Annotated in this window: 15 protein-coding genes; 13 read left to right on the forward strand and 2 right to left on the reverse strand. The window is 55.5% G+C overall.

Annotated elements, in window-relative coordinates; genetic code table 11:
• Positions 1-38: 38 nt before the first annotated feature.
• Positions 39-839 carry a DUF2145 domain-containing protein gene (locus tag DL239_RS02925; RefSeq protein WP_167682117.1) on the reverse strand — a complete coding sequence of 267 codons (801 nt, stop codon included), beginning with the start codon at positions 837-839 and terminating at the stop codon, positions 39-41.
• 20 nt (positions 840-859) lie between these two features.
• Positions 860-1,189, reverse strand: coding sequence for a hypothetical protein (locus DL239_RS02930; protein ID WP_167682119.1), 330 nt, complete (start codon positions 1,187-1,189; stop codon positions 860-862).
• 140 nt (positions 1,190-1,329) lie between these two features.
• Here DL239_RS02930 and DL239_RS02935 point away from each other — a divergent pair, with 140 nt between their 5' ends.
• The 13 genes from DL239_RS02935 (at position 1,330) to DL239_RS02995 (ending at position 16,970) form a co-directional block, all read left to right on the forward strand.
• A complete protein-coding gene (locus DL239_RS02935; RefSeq protein WP_167682121.1) occupies positions 1,330-1,506 on the forward strand; it encodes a hypothetical protein in 177 nt (58 codons plus the stop codon).
• A 171-nt stretch (positions 1,507-1,677) separates the two neighbouring features.
• Positions 1,678-2,163: a GNAT family N-acetyltransferase gene (locus tag DL239_RS02940; protein ID WP_167682123.1), complete on the forward strand. Its 486-nt coding sequence runs from the start codon at positions 1,678-1,680 to the stop codon at positions 2,161-2,163.
• A 151-nt stretch (positions 2,164-2,314) separates the two neighbouring features.
• Positions 2,315-3,964 carry a U32 family peptidase gene (locus tag DL239_RS02945; RefSeq protein WP_167682125.1) on the forward strand — a complete coding sequence of 550 codons (1,650 nt, stop codon included), beginning with the start codon at positions 2,315-2,317 and terminating at the stop codon, positions 3,962-3,964.
• 181 nt (positions 3,965-4,145) lie between these two features.
• Entirely contained in the window at positions 4,146-5,588 is a 1,443-nt protein-coding gene (locus tag DL239_RS02950; protein ID WP_167682127.1) for a hypothetical protein, read from the forward strand.
• A 243-nt stretch (positions 5,589-5,831) separates the two neighbouring features.
• Complete coding sequence (locus tag DL239_RS02955) at positions 5,832-6,167, forward strand: ArsR/SmtB family transcription factor (protein WP_167682727.1); 336 nt, start codon at positions 5,832-5,834, stop codon at positions 6,165-6,167.
• Between the two features lie 141 nt (positions 6,168-6,308).
• Positions 6,309-6,794, forward strand: a complete 486-nt coding sequence (locus DL239_RS02960) for a DUF302 domain-containing protein (RefSeq protein ID WP_167682129.1) — start codon at positions 6,309-6,311, stop codon at positions 6,792-6,794.
• A 92-nt stretch (positions 6,795-6,886) separates the two neighbouring features.
• Positions 6,887-8,500 (forward strand): thiamine pyrophosphate-binding protein, encoded by a 1,614-nt coding sequence (locus DL239_RS02965; protein WP_167682131.1) that lies wholly within the window; start codon positions 6,887-6,889, stop codon positions 8,498-8,500.
• Positions 8,487-9,683 (forward strand): CaiB/BaiF CoA transferase family protein, encoded by a 1,197-nt coding sequence (locus DL239_RS02970; protein ID WP_167682133.1) that lies wholly within the window; start codon positions 8,487-8,489, stop codon positions 9,681-9,683. Before DL239_RS02965 ends, DL239_RS02970 begins: the two co-directional genes overlap by 14 nt.
• A 262-nt stretch (positions 9,684-9,945) precedes the next feature.
• Entirely contained in the window at positions 9,946-11,307 is a 1,362-nt protein-coding gene (locus DL239_RS02975; RefSeq protein WP_167682135.1) for a tetratricopeptide repeat protein, read from the forward strand.
• 22 nt (positions 11,308-11,329) lie between these two features.
• Entirely contained in the window at positions 11,330-12,598 is a 1,269-nt protein-coding gene (locus DL239_RS02980) for an OpgC family protein (RefSeq protein ID WP_167682137.1), read from the forward strand.
• Positions 12,595-14,106 carry an OpgD/OpgG family glucan biosynthesis protein gene (locus DL239_RS02985; RefSeq protein ID WP_167682139.1) on the forward strand — a complete coding sequence of 504 codons (1,512 nt, stop codon included), beginning with the start codon at positions 12,595-12,597 and terminating at the stop codon, positions 14,104-14,106. The genes DL239_RS02980 and DL239_RS02985 overlap by 4 nt, the downstream gene beginning before the upstream one ends.
• Positions 14,103-15,992: a glucans biosynthesis glucosyltransferase MdoH gene (gene mdoH / locus DL239_RS02990; protein ID WP_167682141.1), complete on the forward strand. Its 1,890-nt coding sequence runs from the start codon at positions 14,103-14,105 to the stop codon at positions 15,990-15,992. Before DL239_RS02985 ends, mdoH begins: the two co-directional genes overlap by 4 nt.
• 372 nt (positions 15,993-16,364) lie before the next feature.
• Positions 16,365-16,970: a hypothetical protein gene (locus tag DL239_RS02995; protein WP_206188323.1), complete on the forward strand. Its 606-nt coding sequence runs from the start codon at positions 16,365-16,367 to the stop codon at positions 16,968-16,970.
• Positions 16,971-17,110: the final 140 nt, after the last annotated feature.

A 17,110-nucleotide genomic window follows, 5' to 3' on the forward strand; every position in this document is an offset into this window, starting at 1 on the left:
GCATAATGGCCGATGGTTAACTGCGCCTGCTCCGCCTTTTAGAACCGAATGACTTTATCCGGAGTAATCCGGTAGGTATTGGTTTCCAGATCATTGTCCTGCATGAACCGGGCAATGGACCCAAAGGTGGCCGTTGCGATCTTGGACCCATGGTCGGCAGTGGTTAGTGCCTGCGAGGCAACCGGGGCCAAAAGGCGCTTTACCCCTCCCACTTGGATTTTTTGCGGTTCAAAGTGAGCGGCGATATTGGCCTTGATCTGCGGAACATCGTTTGTGCTGTATAGCCCGGCCATCATCACATCCAGCGTGTGCTCTGTGCAGTTCTGAAACTGGCTGGTGTTAGGGTTCGCCAGCACCGAATAACGCGCATTGTGCAACGCCGAGTAGGTTGGGCTGGATATCACCTTCAGCAGTTTCTTTTGCAGCCGAGCGTCGGGAATGATTACCCCCGCATCCAGCCGGTGGGCACCTGCAAAGAAGTCCGCTGGGCTATCTTGCACCAAACTGCTGCGCGATTTGTTATCTGCGTCCTGATACAAGTTGTATGCTTGGTACCCGCGTCCGGTGCTGCCGTCAGCATGGGTGATCTGTGAATAGACCCAGAAACTGACATGGGTGTATTGGACGCCGCGAGGCAGCACCTTCGGGTCGCGGCCCATCCGCGCCACGATGGCAACACGGGCACCGCGCGCGGCCAAGTCTTGCTGAACGCGATTAGAGAAGGATGCCACCTCGGCGGCGGGAAGAACGGATTTGCCTGCTTCGCTGCTGCCTGCCAGTGCAAAAGACGGCATCACCGAGGTTACAGCGAGAAGGATGATTGAGAATAATCTAGGCATGAGTTTTCCTTACCGAGTTGTCAGTCAAGCGTTGGTGCACCGTTAGGCGCGACACGTTGAATAATCACAGGCTTTCCCGTGCCTGCAGAAGACAGGTCGCTGCCAAGAACGAGTGCGCCCTCGCCCACATCCGCCAGTGCCGCGCCGGAAATCGCGACCGCCCCGCCAAAGGCTAGAATTGGAACAGCAACCACAGTTGCTGCCCCAGTAGACACAGCGGCAGATCCGTGGCTGGCAGCCTGCCCACTGTGCTGAACGGACTGTGCTGAGTGCTGACTGCTAGGGCCAGCAAGGGATGCAGAGGCAAAAAAGCAGGCTACAATCGCTGTAAAGGAAGTACGGAAGGTCATCGGATCTCTCCAAATTTGAACATTGTTCACAATCTGTAATCCGAAGATACGTCTTGCGTCAACACAAATTATGAACAGCGTTCAAATTCTTGCGGTGAACTCTTGTTGCCTAGTTTCAGGATCCGCGATAGCGTGGTTTCATGAAACATGTACCCAAAGAAACCACCGATGATGCCCTCATTCAGGAATACCTGAACAAGGGCGGCAAAGTCAGCATTGGCAAGACAAAGCCCCTGCCAGCGGAGTTGAGCCTGAGCAACAATGCTTGGAACAACAAGCTGACCAAGGAAGAGAAAGCTGCACGCGACAAGAAATAAGGCCGAAAGTCAGCCTTATTTCTCAACAAAAATCGAAACCCGTTTTTGTTAGCGTTAAACTGGGTTTTGTCACCTGTTCAAACCTGCGTTACGCCCGGCCAAATTCAGTTGCGAACTGGCTGTTTTCTGCTTTTGTGGCGTATTAAACCACGTAGAGCAGATACTCCCGACATGCCACTGACACACAGCAATACAATCACATTCGTAAGGCTGCCGAACATCGCGCCCGACGAGATAATTCAGCATATGTCTGATCCCCGGGTTGCCGAGCATATGCCGCTTTTGACCTTTGAGTGGGATTACGAGACTGTAGCCAAATTCATATCAACCAAGGAACAGTGCTGGGCACGTGACGGTCTTGGGCATTGGGCTATTCTGTGTGACGACATCTATGTCGGCTGGGGCGGCTTTCAAAAAGAAGGCACGGAGTGGGATTTTGGTTTGGTGCTAAAACCGGATTGCTTTGGACTTGGGATACGCATTTCAAAGAAAGCCCTTGAGTTCGCCGCCGCAGATGCGCGGATTCCCTATGTGACGTTTCTATTGCCACCTTCACGTAAAAAATTAGGGGCTCTGTCGCGGCTTGGGGCGGAGCATGTCGGTGATGTCACCTATGATGGTGCCAAGTTCCTGAAATACCGACTTGATACCGAGTAGCGCTTTATTTGGTTCAACATGCTTCTGTTCGACGGCACGCCAGACTAATAGGTCTCTCTGGCAACGGCCTAAAGCTGTTTCTTAGAAATGGGTTCACTCGCTCTGCATTCTGACCTAGAAGGCGGCTTTCGTCCCTATACCGGCTGGTTCAATGTCCCAACACCGTTCTGAATTGCTGATGCCTGCGGGCAATCTGCGCAAACTGAAAATGGCTATTCTGTATGGCGCGGATGCGGTCTATCTGGGTACACCGGATATGTCGCTGCGTACCAAGTCAGAGTTCTCGCTGGAAGATGTGATCGAAGGTGTCAAATTCTGCCACCAACATGGGCGGCGCGCCTATCTGACGCTGAACCTGTATTCGCACAACAAAGACATTCCAAAGCTGGACGAATACATCGACACCGTACGGCAGGTGAACCCAGATGGATTGATCATCGCCGACCCCGGTGTGTTTCAGTATGTGCGTGAACGCGCCCCTGAAATCCCGCTACATGTGTCGACCCAAGCCAACATCTGTTCCTGGCTGTCGGTAAAGTTCTGGCAGGATCAGGGTGCTGATCTGGCGGTGCTTGCGCGTGAGGTATCTTTCCCCGAGTTGGAAGAGATCCGTGAGAAATGTCCGGACATCAAGCTAGAGGCCTTTGTTCACGGCGCCATGTGCATGACCTATTCGGGGCGCTGCCTGTTGTCGAATTTCATGGCCGAGCGCGGTGCCAATCAGGGCAACTGTGCCAATTCCTGTCGCTGGAACTACAAGTTCCACATGCGCCTGAAAGACGGCACCGTGCAGGAACTGATTGTCGATGAGAGCAATCTCGACATGTTTGAGTTCCTGCTAGAGGAAGGCGTGCGCCCCGGTGAGTTCCTGCCCATTCAGGAGGATGAGCGCGGCAGCTATATCCTGAACTCCAAAGATCTGTGCCTGATGCCCAAGCTGGACGACTATCTGCGCATTGGAGTGGACAGTCTAAAGGTCGAGGGACGCGGCAAGTCAGAATATTATGCCGCCGTGGTGGCGCGGGCCTATCGTATGGCGATTGATGACTACTATGCCGACCCAGAGAACTGGGATGCATCTGATTACATGGGCGAACTGGAAACAGTCGGCAACCGTGGTTACACGCTGGCATTCCACAAAGGCCGACTGACCAACCTGTCGCACGGCTATGAGCACACAGCGGCGATCGCCACCTGGGAATATGCCGGTGTGGTCAGCGAAGTGACCGAGGATGCGTTCTTGGTTGAGGTCAAGAACAAGCTGGAAGCTGGTGATGTTTTAGAAATGGTCTCTCCCATTGCTCGCAATACTATTCTGCTGCGCGCCTATGACTATGAAATTGCCGCCAGCGGTGCACGCAAGGATGTGGTACATGGTTCAACCAAATCGGTGATCCGTTTGCCGTTTTCATTATTCGAGCAGGAAGACATCAACGACCTGCGCACCAATTTCCCTGCCTTCTCCGTCATCCGCAAGGAACGCGCGCTGACAGATGAACAGTGGAAACGGCTAAAGCTGGACAAGACCGCTCAGGCGATGGAGATCAAAGACAGCACCGGTGAAACTGTTTATAAGCGGCGCCGCGATGCGCTGGTTGATGCAATCGAGGCCGACACCAATAGTCGCCGGTTCAAGACCAATCGGGTAGGCACAGCGGGTTGTTGTGGCAAGGGTTGCAACGGCTGCCTGATCTTTTGGCAAGGCGATGAATATGCTGTAGCCCGTGATGTGCTATTGAAGCGCAAACAGGGCGAGCAGCTCAGTCGCGCCGAGGCAAGCGAGTTTAAACTTCCAGTATAGTCAATGGGCCCACCAGTCGCGACTGCATAGCATGCCTCCCCCCCTCACAAAGCGAGGAGTGAGGGGGCAGCCTATGGGTTGAGTTGGAACCCATCAAAACAATTTCGGACACACGTCAAATTCCCGCCCTACTTGAATTATATAGTTTTTAATAACACTTTTAGTTGATTCGGATTTGATAATGACATTGCAAGCTACATTCGACAGGCAGGTTGCGGCTGCCACACAGCGAACAGCTCAGCTTTCGGCATTTTGGAAAGTCTTTGCCGTCACCCTGATCGCGATCACGGTCATGTCGGCTGGAAACCTTCTAGATCCAATAGTGCGTTACGACGACTACCCTGCCCTGTTTGCAGAACCTGAAGGGTTTTGGTCAAAGACATTGTCCGAAGGCCGTTGGCTCAATTATTTTTGGCACTTGCGAGGAATCGTCACCCCCGCCTGGGTGAATTTTGCGATCTATCAAGCAATCTGGGCCCTGTTCGCCGCGGCGATTGCGGTAGTTTCTATCCCCGGAAACGGGCGGTTTTGGTTTGCCTGTGTTCTTGCTCTAACAATTCTGGTCGCGCCTTCCGCACTACTCATTGCACCCTGGTTCAACACCCTGACACCAGGAACGGTTTTGCTAGCCGTCTACGCCGTTCTGGCAACCCGGCTTTCTCAACGTGCATTGCGGAGCATGTTGCCGGTGTTTACCTTACTCAGCCTCATGGCCTATACGACGTTCCCAATAGTCCTGTTGTTGATCTGTCTGGTCAGAACCAAGCAGCGCTCTCTTGTGGATCTTGCCGGTCTGGTCGGCCTATTTGGAGCCAGTTTTATTGTCTCTCTATTGGCGATATACGCGCTTAACTGGCAGGTGCACGGCGTGTTCAGCGTGGTTCCGGACCAGTTTCGCAGCTCATCGCCTGCTGTTGATTTCTCAGGAGTCATGGACAATTTCCAACTGCTGATTGAGACATTGGTCAATTTCGGGGACACCGTAAGTTTTCACTCTAGCGCAGTCATGTGGTTTCACATTGGCATGTTCACTACTGCCACCGTTATACTTGCCCGTTGCGCTCCTCTAGAGACCCTTTACCTGCATGCTGGGCTCTGGATTGGGATCGCACTGGTTGTGGTCCAAGTTCTAAAACTAGGTGTCACAGTGCCAGTCCGGGCCTATCATTTTGCATGGATTGCCTATGCTATTGTGATTGTACGCGCCTGCGAAGAACTCAGCCGATCGCCCGGTATCCCCGGTCGGCTGGCGCGCAATGCGGTACTATTGATCGCGGCCAGCTATCTGTTGCAGGTTACAATCCAGTTTACCAAATTTCGCGACTGGCAGGTCGAAACTCGCGCCCTCGCCCAGGACCTTGCCACTACACCCGGGCCGCTTTATGCCATCGGTTACATTATCAACCATCCTTCGGCTGAAAAGGCCGGGCTACAAAAGCCCAGCGCACTGCCAGGGCGCATACGCCAATTGACCGGCCGGGACGTCACTATGTGTGTAACCACCCCCGAGGCCTGTTCCGGGTTACCGCAAGACCTGTTTAACGCGCCAGCCTCCTCCAACCCTCAGATACGGATTGTTCAATCGGAAGACGACGTTGTGATTGTGTTTCCGCCCCTTGAATAGAACGACCAGATACAACGTAGGGAGCGAAGATTTGCCCCAATTGCAAATGGTACCAGCCTGCACCACTTCGCCAGCCCCAATCAGGGTCCTTTACCAAATCGCTCCGCACGCCCCACCTTGATTGTTTCAGGAGATCATGTGATTAGGTCAAAAGGTCTTCATTGGTCTGGGTCTCGGTCTAAAAGGAGCAATTACGCCCGATAGACCGGAAGGCGGTGGGAACTGGGCATGGAGAATGAACTGATGGCAAACCCCGAGAGTTTCCCAGACATGGCAGCCAAAGATATGGATGACATGATGGCCAATGCTAAAAATGCCTCGGATTTCCTAAAAGCGATAAGCCATGAGGGCCGTCTGCGGATCCTGTGCCATCTGGTTTCCGGCGAGAAGTCGGTTGCTGAACTGGAACACCTGCTGAATGCCCGTCAGGCGGCTGTTTCGCAACAACTATCGCGGCTTCGGCAGGAAAAGCTAGTTACCACCCGCCGCGAGGGAAAGGCGATCTTTTACCGTCTGGCTGATGATCGGTCGCGCCGTATACTCGAAGTCATCCACGACATGTTCTGCAGCACACATTGATCCAAGAGCTACCCCGGCCCAGCGCCTGAGTGGCGTCACGTTTTGCGGCCTTCGTAGGATGGCGCAGGTCACGCACAGCATTGTGACACCAAACGCTGCGTTGTTCTGCCTAGATAGGTCATGCCTATCTGGAGCCGACACATGACGTTTAAATCACTTGCCTTTTCAGCGCTTCTTGCCCTGCTTGCAACCACGCCCTTGGTGGGGGCCGCTGACACGATCCAACCGCGTGACGGTTGGGTGGTGGTGGAAACCGACAAGGGTTTCGAGCAATTGATTACAGACATCAAGTCGGCCACCAAGGCCGAGGGCCTTGGCGTGGTCACGCAGGCGGGTCCTACTGGTGCCGCTGCGAGGCGTGGCATTACCATTCCCGGCAACCGGGTGATCGGCGTGTTCAACAATGACTTTGCGGTTCGCATCCTTGCCACCTCCACGGCTGCAATGATCGAGGCCCCCATTCGGTTTTATGTAACTGAGAGCCCTGATGGGCATGCAACCCTGTCTTACAAAACGCCCAACCACGTCTTTGCCCCCTACTTGGATGAGGGTGGTTCTGAACTGGTCAAACTGGCAGAGGAGCTGACCCAGAGGTTTGAGGCAATTGCCCGGCAGTCCAGTCGCTAAACCAGTCACCCCCGGTCACACTGGCGTGAGCCCTCTTGCGCCACAGGGCCAGCCCCGCATTCTCGCCGCGAACGAGAATCGGAGATCTATCCATGACCCGCCCCACCCGCGCTGCAGATATTCTAGCCCGTCGGCTGTATGACGCAGGCTGTCGCCACGCCTTTGGTATGCCCGGTGGCGAAGTCCTGACACTGGTTGATGCTTTGCAAGCGGCAGGGATCACATTCCATCTGGCCAAACATGAAAACTGTGCAGGATTTATGGGCGAAGGCGTGCATCACAGCGACGGCGCGCCAGCAATCCTTGTGGCCACGCTTGGCCCCGGTGCATTGAACGGGGTCAACGTGGTTGCCAACGCCCATCAAGACCGGGTGCCGATGTTGGTGCTGACCGGCTGCGTCGATGAGGCAGAGCAGCAGAGCTACACCCATCAGGTACTCGACCACGGGGCGGTCTTTGCTCCCATCACCAAGGCCAGCTTTCGCCTGAGCGCCGAAACCGCCGACCTGATTGCCGACAAAGCTGTCGGTATCGCAACCGAACAGCGCAACGGTCCGGTTCATATCGACGTTCCGATCTCGGTAGCTGACACCCCCGCAACAGATCGCAACACCCGCCGCGCGCCTGCAAGTGAAACCGTACCAAGCGGAGCTGACCTGGCGCAGGCGCGTGAGTGGCTGGTGGGGGCTGAGCGGCCTATTGCAGTGATTGGTCTGGATGCTGTCCAGCAGCAGGCAGGGCCTGCAATTCAAGAGTTTCTGGAAACCCATCGGATCCCCTTTGTCACCAGCTACAAAGCAAAGGGGATCATCCCCGAAGATCACCCACTGTGTTTGGGCGGTGGTGGTCTGTCTCCACTGGCAGACAGGCATCTTTTGCCGCTGCTGCGAGATGCGGATCTGGTGTTGTGTGTTGGCTATGACCCCATCGAAATGCGCCCCGGCTGGCGAGATGTCTGGGATGTGAACCGGCAGCATGTCATTGACATCGCGGCCGAACCCAACCTGCACTATATGCATCAAGGCGGTTTGAACCTGCTGACCAGCATCGCACCGACCCTGGCTGCGCTTTCGGATGGTGTAGCCCAGCGCGCGACATGGGCAGATAGACAACCACAAATAGTCAAAGACGCTTTGTCTCGGGCCTTTCCAGCCACGGATGATTGGGGCCCGGCTGCGGTGATTGCTGAAACCCGTGCCGTGATGCCCAGTGATACTCTGGCCACCGCCGACAGTGGGGCTCACCGCATCTTACTGTCTCAGATGTGGGAATGTCATGAGCCACGTGGGCTGATCCAATCCTCGGGTCTGTGCACAATGGGCTGTGCGGTCCCCATGGCCATTGGCCGCAAACTGGCGCAACCTGATCGGCCTGTCATCAGCTTATCCGGTGACGCCGGGTTCCTGATGGTGGCCGGAGAGCTGGCAACTGCGGCTGAAATGAAGCTGGCGCCCATTTTCTTGGTATTTGTTGATGCCAGTCTTGCCCTGATCGAGTTGAAACAACGTCAGCGCCAGTTGCCCAATGCGGCGGTGGACTTTGGCCGTCATGACTTTGCCGCTATGGGACGCGCCTTTGGCGGCAATGGCGTCACAGTTCACGACCGCCAGCAGTTGCGTGCCGCATTGACAGATGCCATGACTGCGCAACGCTTTACCGTGATTGCAGCTGAAATTGAACCAGGAGCCTATGATGGCCGGATCTGAACACATCCCACATGGCGCACTAAAGGGTGTCAAGGTTCTGGACCTATCTCGCATTTTGGCGGGACCAACCTGCACCCAACTGTTGGGGGATTTAGGGGCGACGGTGATCAAGGTAGAGAACCCCAAATCCGGCGGTGACGATACCCGTCAGTGGGGACCTCCGTATGTAAAAGATGCCGATGGCAACGACACCGATATGTCCGCCTATTTCATGTCTGCCAACCGCAACAAGCGATCGGTTGCAATCGACATCGCCACGCCCGAGGGCCAGCAGACCATTCTGCGCATGGCGGCGCAGGCGGATATTTTGATCGAGAACTTCAAACCCGGTGGGCTAAAGAAATATGGGTTGGATTACGCCAGCCTGCGCGAAAAGCTGCCCGGTCTGATCTACTGCTCGATATCCGGCTATGGGCAGACCGGCCCCAATGCATCCAAGCCGGGTTACGACCTGATGGCACAGGCCTATGGTGGCATCATGTCCCTGACGGGTGAACCAGAGGGTGCGCCAATGAAGGTTGGTGTGGGCATCGCTGATGTGATGTGCGGTATGTATGCGACTGTAGGCATTCTGGCGGCGTTGCGGCATCAGGAGAAAACTGGTGAGGGTCAGCAGGTCGATGTAGCCCTTGTCGATAGCCAAATCGCTTGGCTGATCAGCGAAGGCGTCAATTATCTGACCTCAGGCCAAGTGCCGGAACGGCGCGGCAATGGTCATCCGAATATTGTACCTTACGATCTATACCAAACCACAAATGGGCACGTCATTGTGGCCGTTGGAAATGATAGCCAGTTCGGCCGCTTTATGGAGTTCCTTGGGCCGGCGGGTCTGGCCGAAGACCCTAGGTTCGCCAACAACCCAGGCCGTCTGCAAAACCGCGAGGCGTTGGACGATATCCTGATCCCCGCGATGAAGCGGTTTAGCACTCAGGACATCATCAAGGGTCTAGAGGCCCGCAAGGTTCCGGTTGGGCCGGTCAAGAACCTGCAAGAGGTGTTTGCATCAGATCAAGTGGCTGCGCGTAATATGCAGATTGATATGCAAAGCGAGGCTGGGCCCGTTCAACTGATCGGCAATCCACTGCAGTTTTCGCGCACTCCGGTAACCTATCGACATGCCCCTCGCAGGTGTGGGGCCGACAGCGACGAGATCCTATCGTCGGACACCCCGTTTGAGGTGTAACAGCCCTGAGATTGGCCCGTCGTAGACCGACCAAGTGTTACAGAAATTTACAAGGCCACGCCCCTTCCCCGACCTCAATCGGGGGAGGAATGCCGCAATTGTGAAAATACACCCGGAATTCCCCCCTCTTCATTGCAATTTCACTCTCAGCACACACGTCCCTTCACCAATGCGAGAGGTCCCGTCGCGCGGTGTAAACTGATGGCTTAGGGTCAAGTCAAATAACAGTAAAACCTTTAGTGCAAAGAATGGACCCGCTCATATGCAAGATATCTTTGGCCAAGACACCAGCCTGACTAATGCTGCCGCATTGAGCGATTGGAACGCCGTGCAAAAGGGTGTTTTAGCCCATGCTGCGGCCACCCCGACGCATCTTGCTGCCCTACTGACAGCAGAACCCGGGTTTGCTTTGGGTCAGGCCAGCAAAGGGATGTTCTATCTGCTACTCGGGCGGTCAGAGTTGATCCCTACAGCGCGCGAGGCACTGGCGGTGGCAAAGGCCAACTATGAAGGCGCTCTGCCCCGTGAACGGCTATATGTCGACGCGTTGGAGACATGGTTGTCCGGACATCTTTCCGGGGCAATTGCCAAGATGGAGCAGGTTCTACGCCATCACCCTGAAGATTCTCTGGCGATGAAGCTAAGCCACTCTATTCGCTTTGTGCTGGGAGATGGCGCAGGAATGCGCTGCTCGATCGAGCGGGTTCTGCCCGCTTATGGCACCGATCATGCGGGCCACGGGTACTTGCTGGGCTGCCATGCCTTTACGCTGGAAGAGACCGGAGACTATGAGAAGGCCGCAAATGTTGGTCGGCAAGCCTTGTGGACCGCGCCAGATGATGCCTGGGGCCTGCACGCAGTGGCACATGTTCATGACATGACCGGCAACGCCAAGGCGGGGCTGCAATGGTTGCAAGGGCGCGAGGAAGCCTGGGCGCACTGCAATAACTTCCGCTATCACGTCTGGTGGCACAAGGCACTGATGCTCCTGGATCTGGGCCAGACGGATCAGGTTCTCGATCTTTACGACAGGGAAATTCGTAGTGACAAAACTGACGACTACCGCGACATTTCCAATGGCACCTCGCTGTTAATGCGGTTGCAGTTGGACGGAATTGACGTGGGCAACCGCTGGGAAGAACTGTCTGAGCTGTCAGCCAACCGGACTGAGGATGGTTGCCTGATCTTTGCAGACCTGCACTACCTGCTGGCGTTGGCTGGTCACGATCGTAAAGACGCCACAACCCGATTGGTGCAACGTATTCACGCCGACGCAAAGAACCGCCCCGATGAAACGGGTCAGCGCATGGCCTCGCCAGGGTGTGCCATGGCGACAGGCCTAGAGGCGTTTGGTGAGGGCAATTATGCCAGCGCCTTTGCCAATCTGGCGCAAGCGCGGGGATCGTTGCAACTGGCTGGCGGTAGCCATGCACAGCGAGATGTGTTTGAACGTATAACCATAGATGCTGGCTTGCGTGCAGGGCAGCTTGACGCGGTCGAGGCAATTCTGGACGACCGCCAAAGCAAACGGGGCGGTGCCGAGGATAATTACGCCATCGCCCGACGCGAATTGATTGCGGCTGGTAGAAGTACCTCCGTTGCCCACAGTGTTCCGGCTGAATAACGATTAAAGGCAAGAAATTACGATGGCGACTATTGTGCCTCAACCAGACACGCAAGTGACCACCCTGCCCAGCGCGGCGGCCAATCAGACTGCGACCCCCGCGCAGCTGCAGGCGCGCATCCGCGATCCCCGGCTCGACTTTTACCGGGGCATCGCGATGTTCATCATCCTGACGGCCCATATCCCTGGCAACCGCTGGACCGGCTGGATTCCGGCTCGCTTTGGGTTTTCCGATGCAACTGAGATTTTTGTATTCTGCTCTGGCATGGCCTCGGCCATTGCCTTTGGTGGGTCCTACAGCCGCAAGGGCTGGGCCTTGGGATCAGCCCGTGTCGGGTTCCGGGTTTGGCAAGTGTTCTGGGCCCATATCGGGCTGTTCTTCTTTATCGCCATGATGATGGCGGCGCTGGACACCTATGGAGGATTTGAAAAGAGCTATGCCAATTCACTGAACCTCGGCCACTTCTTTGACGATACAATGCCGCAACTGGTGGGGCTGTTCACCCTCACCTATGTGCCAAACTACTTTGACATCCTGCCGATGTATCTGGTGGTTCTGGGATTGATGCCGCTGCTGATGGCAATGGAGAAGATCAGCCTTTGGGCCGTGGCAGCGACATCGGTGGTGATTTGGCTGGCGGCCAATCCCTATGTCATCGGGTTGGGCCCGGATGGGCTGGCGCTGGCGGCGGAACCCTGGTCAGACCGCAAGTGGTTCTTTAACCCGTTTGGCTGGCAGTTGCTGTTCTTTACCGGTTTTGCCTTCATGAAGGGCTGGCTCCCCAAACCGCCGGTTTCAAAAACACTGATCATTGTTGCAGCCGTGTTTGTGGTTTTCTCGGCTCCGTTTGGGTCATGGAAGGTGTTCTTGTGGGTGCAGGCCTGGAACCAGGATCTGGCGGATGCCATTCGCCAGGTCTGGTCACTGACCAAGGAGTGGCGCAACAAGAGTGACTTTGGCCTGTTGCGCTATGCTCACTTCCTCTCACTGGCCTATTTGGGCTGGGTGATTGCCGGTGAAGGCGGAAAACGGTTGATTGCTTCGGGTCATTCACTGGGTGCTCGGATCTGGGCCGTACTGCTGAAACTGATTACCAAGGTCGGACAGCAATCGCTGGCGGTCTTTGTGTTCTCGATGGCGCTGGCACGGCTGATCGGGTTTGTGCTGGACCAAACCGGGCGTGCAATCACCACCACGGCGATTGCTAACCTGACAGGCTATGTTTTGATAATCCTTGTGGCCTTTGCCGCTGCTTGGTTTAAATCCCAACCCTGGAGAGCGAAACGATGACCTCATTCTCTCGCCGTTCGTTCCTGGCGTCGGCCTTGGCCAGCACGTCGATGATTGCCCTGCCTGCTCGGGGATCCGAGGCGCTGCCGTTTCACCACAACACTGTCATCTCCAAGGCGTACGCTTTGGCCGCTACTGACTATTCCCCGCGCCCATCGGTACCGCAGGACTGGTTGGACATGAGCTACCAAGACTATCAAACGCGGTGGTTCCGTAATCGGGATGCACTGTGGTCTGATGGGGATAGCAGCTATAACGTCGATTTCTTCTTGCCTGGCCTGTATTTTCCACGTCCAGTTCAAGTGAACACCGTGTCTAACAGCCACGGGGCACAGCGTGTTCCATTTGATCTGTCTCTGTTCGACAAGACGGACAAAGCGCCGGATCTGAGTATTGATGACAGTCTGGGGTATTCCGGTTTGCGACTGCGAACAGAGTTGAGCCAGCCGAACCTGAAGAACGAATTCTGCGTCTATCAGGGGGCCAGCTACTTCCGTGCCATCGGGATGGACAATGTCTATGGTCTATCGGCGCGTGGTTTGGCGCTGAAAACCGGTGATCCAATGGGCGAGGAGTTTCCCGAGTTTGTTGAGTTCTGGTTGGAAACCCCCGCCGCCGGTCAGCGCAATATCGTGGTCCATGCACTAATGGACAGCCCATCAGTGACCGGGGCTTACCGGTTCGATATCACCCCCGGTGATAACTGCACGATGGAGGTTCAGGCAACGCTGTTTCCCCGCGAAGAGCTGAGCCATGTTGGGCTGGGTCCGCTGACGTCGATGTTCCTGTTTGACGATACCAACCGCACCCGGTTCGACGACTTCCGCCCGGCGGTGCATGACAGCGATGGATTACTGGTCCAGAACGGTCACGGAGAAGCCCTTTGGCGTCCGCTGGCCAATCCGCTGCATTTGCAGATCTCGTCCTTTGTGGATGAAAACCCGCGTGGTTTTGGCCTGATGCAACGGGCACGCAGGTTCTCGGACTTTGCTGATCTTGAGGCAAACTACCACAAGCGCCCTTGCCTGTGGGTCGAACCTGACGGCGACTGGGGCAAAGGCGCGGTGACACTGGTAGAGATCCCGGCGGATCAAGAGATTTACGACAATATCGTTGCCTACTGGCGGCCACGAAAGCCGTATGCGGCCGGTGAACAGATCAACCTGTCCTATCGTCTAACCTGGGGCCATGAACCAGACCTGCACCTGCCAAAGGTTATCAACACGGCAGGTGGTGCGCGGGTGTTTGGCGGTCCGGGGCGGATCATGACTCTCGATTTTGAAGATCACCCGCTGTTAAGCAACGGCCCCGATGGCATCGACGTACACATCTCGTCACCACATGTGGACACCAGCGCTGGCGTGCTGCAACGCAACCCCGAAACTGGTGGGCTTAGACTGGCGTTCTCGTTTGATCCTGCTGAACGGGATCTGGTGGAACTACGTGCTCAGCTACGCAAAGACGGCCAGATGGCATCCGAGGTTTGGCTGTACCGGTGGACGGCATGAACCGTCCTGTCCTGTTGCCACCCGAGCAACCCTTGGCGATGCCAGCGCAGGATTTCTCGGCTGACTTTCAGGACCGAGCTGCCCCATCGCAGCCCCAGCCGCAGCCGGTGGCGCTGTGGCGGGTGCTTGCCTTTTCACCGGCTATGGTCGGCACAGCGTTACTGACTTGGGTAATGCAGGACTGGTTTGCCGATGGCGGGTTTTCGGTGCTGGAAATGGTGCTGCTGACGCTGATCGCTTTCAACTTTTTCTGGATTTGCTTCACCGTATCAACTGTTCTGCTGGGGCTGTATTCGCTGTCGCAACGCCCCGGCGTGCGTCGTCTTTCCCCGCCGCAGAAAATGAACGTGGCCCTTCTGATGCCCATCTACAATGAAGTGCCGTGGTACGTTTTGGGTAACGCCCAGACCATGTTGGAAGAGCTTCGCAAGCGGGGCGGCATACATGACTATTCTATGTTCATCCTGTCTGACACCCGCGACGATGCCCTCGCGGAACAGGAGCTAATTTCGGTCCGGGCATTGCATGCAATGATGCCGCCAAGATTGAACCTGTACTATCGTCGTCGTGACCAGAACACCGATCGCAAAGTCGGCAATATAGCCGATTGGGTAAGCCGCTGGGGCGCTGGGTTCGAGGCGATGCTGGTGCTGGATGCCGACAGTCTAATGACCGGTCGCGCGATCACTCGGTTGGCCAACGCCCTGTCACGCGATCCAAGTGCCGGGTTGATCCAAAGTTACCCGCAGCTGATCGGAGCGCAGTCGGTATTTGGTCGGATGCAACAGTTTGCCAACGGCGTCCACGGTGCCGCTCTGGCCGAAGGCTTGTCCCGCTGGGTCGGACGTGAGGGCAATTACTGGGGCCACAACGCCATCATCCGCACCCGCGCATTTGCTGCCAGTGCCGGATTACCCCACCTGCGCAGCCCCCTGGGACGCCGATTGGGGCGCGCTGATAAATTGATCATGAGCCACGATTTCGTCGAGGCTGGCCTATTGGCTCGTGCCGGCTGGTCTGTTCGTTTCCTGCCACGGATCCGAGGGTCATACGAGGAAACCCCGCCAACCCTTATCGATCATATTCAACGCGATCGGCGTTGGTGTCAGGGCAACCTGCAACATCTGAACCTGCTCGGCGCGCGCGGTTTTCGGGCAGTCTCCCGGTTTCACCTGCTGCACGGAGCCATTGGCTATCTGATGGCGCCGATCTGGTTTTCCTTACTGGTGATCTGGGCTGTGATTGGTCAGGGAGAGGACGCTTCGGTTCTAACCTATTTCAGCGAGAGCAACCCCCTGATGCCATCCTGGCCTGACATGTCCGAGCCGCGCCATGTTTTGGTGATCCTGTTGATTTATGCGATGTTGCTTGCCCCAAAACTGCTGGCGGTCGCCGCCCTGCCCCTGAGTGGCAGCCGGTTTGCCGATTACGGCGGTGGGGCGCGGTTTGCCCTGTCTTTTGTGTCGGAGATCATCTTGGCGATCCTTTATGCACCGATCCTGATGGTGCAGCAGATGATTGCTGTGATCCGCACCGTACTGGGAATACAACGCGGATGGGCCCCACAGGTCCGCGATGGTGGCACCTATGGCTGGCAAACGCTGATAATCAGCCACGCACTGGAAACCCTTAGCGGGTTAGCGCTCTGGGTCGGAATTTTGTCGGGCATGGTGTCGCTATGGCTGCTGCCCATCGCCATATCACTGATACTGGCGGTTCCACTGTCAGCGCTGTCAGGCATGCCGGTGGTTCGTCGGGTTAACGCTTGGATGGGCACCCGCGAGGTATTTGCTGAGCCGCAGATCACACGTAGAGCACGCGCGCATCGCGAAGGGCTAAAGGATATTCTGGCTGGTGGCAGCCCCAGCGGTAGTGCGGCTGAGTAGTGAACCCCTTGCGCATGTGGGGAGTAGCGTTCGTTGCAATGTCACCCTTTGTGAGCGGGTAACAACGGGTATCGATCAGAATTCAATGAACAAAGGGACTACAGCCCTGCAGCCGGAATCCCGTCTGGAAACTTGACGCAAAAGGCAGAAACTTGCCGTCTAACGGGGGAGAATTGGAAACTTGTTGGGCAGTTCTACGATAACTGTTGTATCTTGCCATCTCAAAGATCGACTGCAATACGGTGTCCGTTTCCCAAGCGCAAGCTGTGCCAATACACCAAAGGAATATGTTTCGTGGCAACAGGCAGGCTATTAGATAGTAGGAAAACCGAATTGTCGTATTCGGGGAGTTATCGTCGACTTGCTCTTGCTGTGGGTGAATTTGTTCTTTTATTCGCACTTCTGATATTGGCGAATGTTACAATATTCGTTGATGCAACGGTCCTTCACAATAACTTATCAGAAAAATCGTTTTCCCAATTCTTGCAAAGTTATTTCATTCTAATGTCGTCTGCCATTTTCGCTCTAGGAGCAGCCTGGTTTCCATTCAAGAGAGGCTACTTGGCGCTCGTAGCGATACTTTTTGCCTGTATGTTTATTCGCGAAAACGACGCTGTATTTGATCTTGTTTGGCATGGTTTCTGGATCGTCCCTGCGCTGTCCATCCTCTTGGTAGGTGGTTGGTACATTGCGCGTAACAGGCACACCTTGCTCGAACCTATCTTAAGCCAATCGAATGGAAGGTATTCGGCCCTTATTTGCGCCGGATTTCTTATTATCGTCGTCTTTAGCAGGCTTTTTGGAACCGGATCGTTTTGGGAAGCTGTTATGGGAAGCAACTACAACCCAGATTTTAAATCCATTATTCAAGAGGGGATAGAACTCTTGGGGTACGTGTTGATTTTCCACGGGTCCTGCATGACATTCTTAGGCTGGTTCGCCGATCACACAAACCTTCCTCGCCGCTTCACTCCATAGAACAGAATACAACGTGGGCCGTGTGCATCAAGACAACACACCGAGGAGAGTACCTGCAGCAGGAGGCCGACGACGGGCGAGAGAATTTTGGGGATCCCAATTCGTATTTTGCGGTTGCCGGTATCTAGTCTGACCTAAAC

It is taken from the genome of Parasedimentitalea denitrificans (assembly GCF_011813015.1).
In the GTDB taxonomy this organism is placed as follows: Bacteria; Pseudomonadota; Alphaproteobacteria; order Rhodobacterales; family Rhodobacteraceae; genus Parasedimentitalea; species Parasedimentitalea denitrificans.

Bases quoted from the DNA above. Each gene is read 5' to 3' on its own strand.
- DL239_RS02940 (WP_167682123.1), top strand. From the start codon at position 1,678: ATGCCACTGACACACAGCAATACAATCACATTCGTAAGGCTGCCGAAC.
- mdoH (WP_167682141.1), top strand. From the start codon at position 14,103: ATGAACCGTCCTGTCCTGTTGCCACCCGAGCAACCCTTGGCGATGCCA.
- DL239_RS02955 (WP_167682727.1), top strand. From the start codon at position 5,832: ATGGCAAACCCCGAGAGTTTCCCAGACATGGCAGCCAAAGATATGGAT.
- DL239_RS02980 (WP_167682137.1), top strand. From the start codon at position 11,330: ATGGCGACTATTGTGCCTCAACCAGACACGCAAGTGACCACCCTGCCC.
- DL239_RS02930 (WP_167682119.1), bottom strand. From the start codon at position 1,189: ATGACCTTCCGTACTTCCTTTACAGCGATTGTAGCCTGCTTTTTTGCC.
- DL239_RS02945 (WP_167682125.1), top strand. From the start codon at position 2,315: ATGTCCCAACACCGTTCTGAATTGCTGATGCCTGCGGGCAATCTGCGC.
- DL239_RS02985 (WP_167682139.1), top strand. From the start codon at position 12,595: ATGACCTCATTCTCTCGCCGTTCGTTCCTGGCGTCGGCCTTGGCCAGC.
- DL239_RS02965 (WP_167682131.1), top strand. From the start codon at position 6,887: ATGACCCGCCCCACCCGCGCTGCAGATATTCTAGCCCGTCGGCTGTAT.
- DL239_RS02950 (WP_167682127.1), top strand. From the start codon at position 4,146: ATGACATTGCAAGCTACATTCGACAGGCAGGTTGCGGCTGCCACACAG.
- DL239_RS02935 (WP_167682121.1), top strand. From the start codon at position 1,330: ATGAAACATGTACCCAAAGAAACCACCGATGATGCCCTCATTCAGGAA.
- DL239_RS02975 (WP_167682135.1), top strand. From the start codon at position 9,946: ATGCAAGATATCTTTGGCCAAGACACCAGCCTGACTAATGCTGCCGCA.
- DL239_RS02925 (WP_167682117.1), bottom strand. From the start codon at position 839: ATGCCTAGATTATTCTCAATCATCCTTCTCGCTGTAACCTCGGTGATG.
- DL239_RS02960 (WP_167682129.1), top strand. From the start codon at position 6,309: ATGACGTTTAAATCACTTGCCTTTTCAGCGCTTCTTGCCCTGCTTGCA.
- DL239_RS02970 (WP_167682133.1), top strand. From the start codon at position 8,487: ATGGCCGGATCTGAACACATCCCACATGGCGCACTAAAGGGTGTCAAG.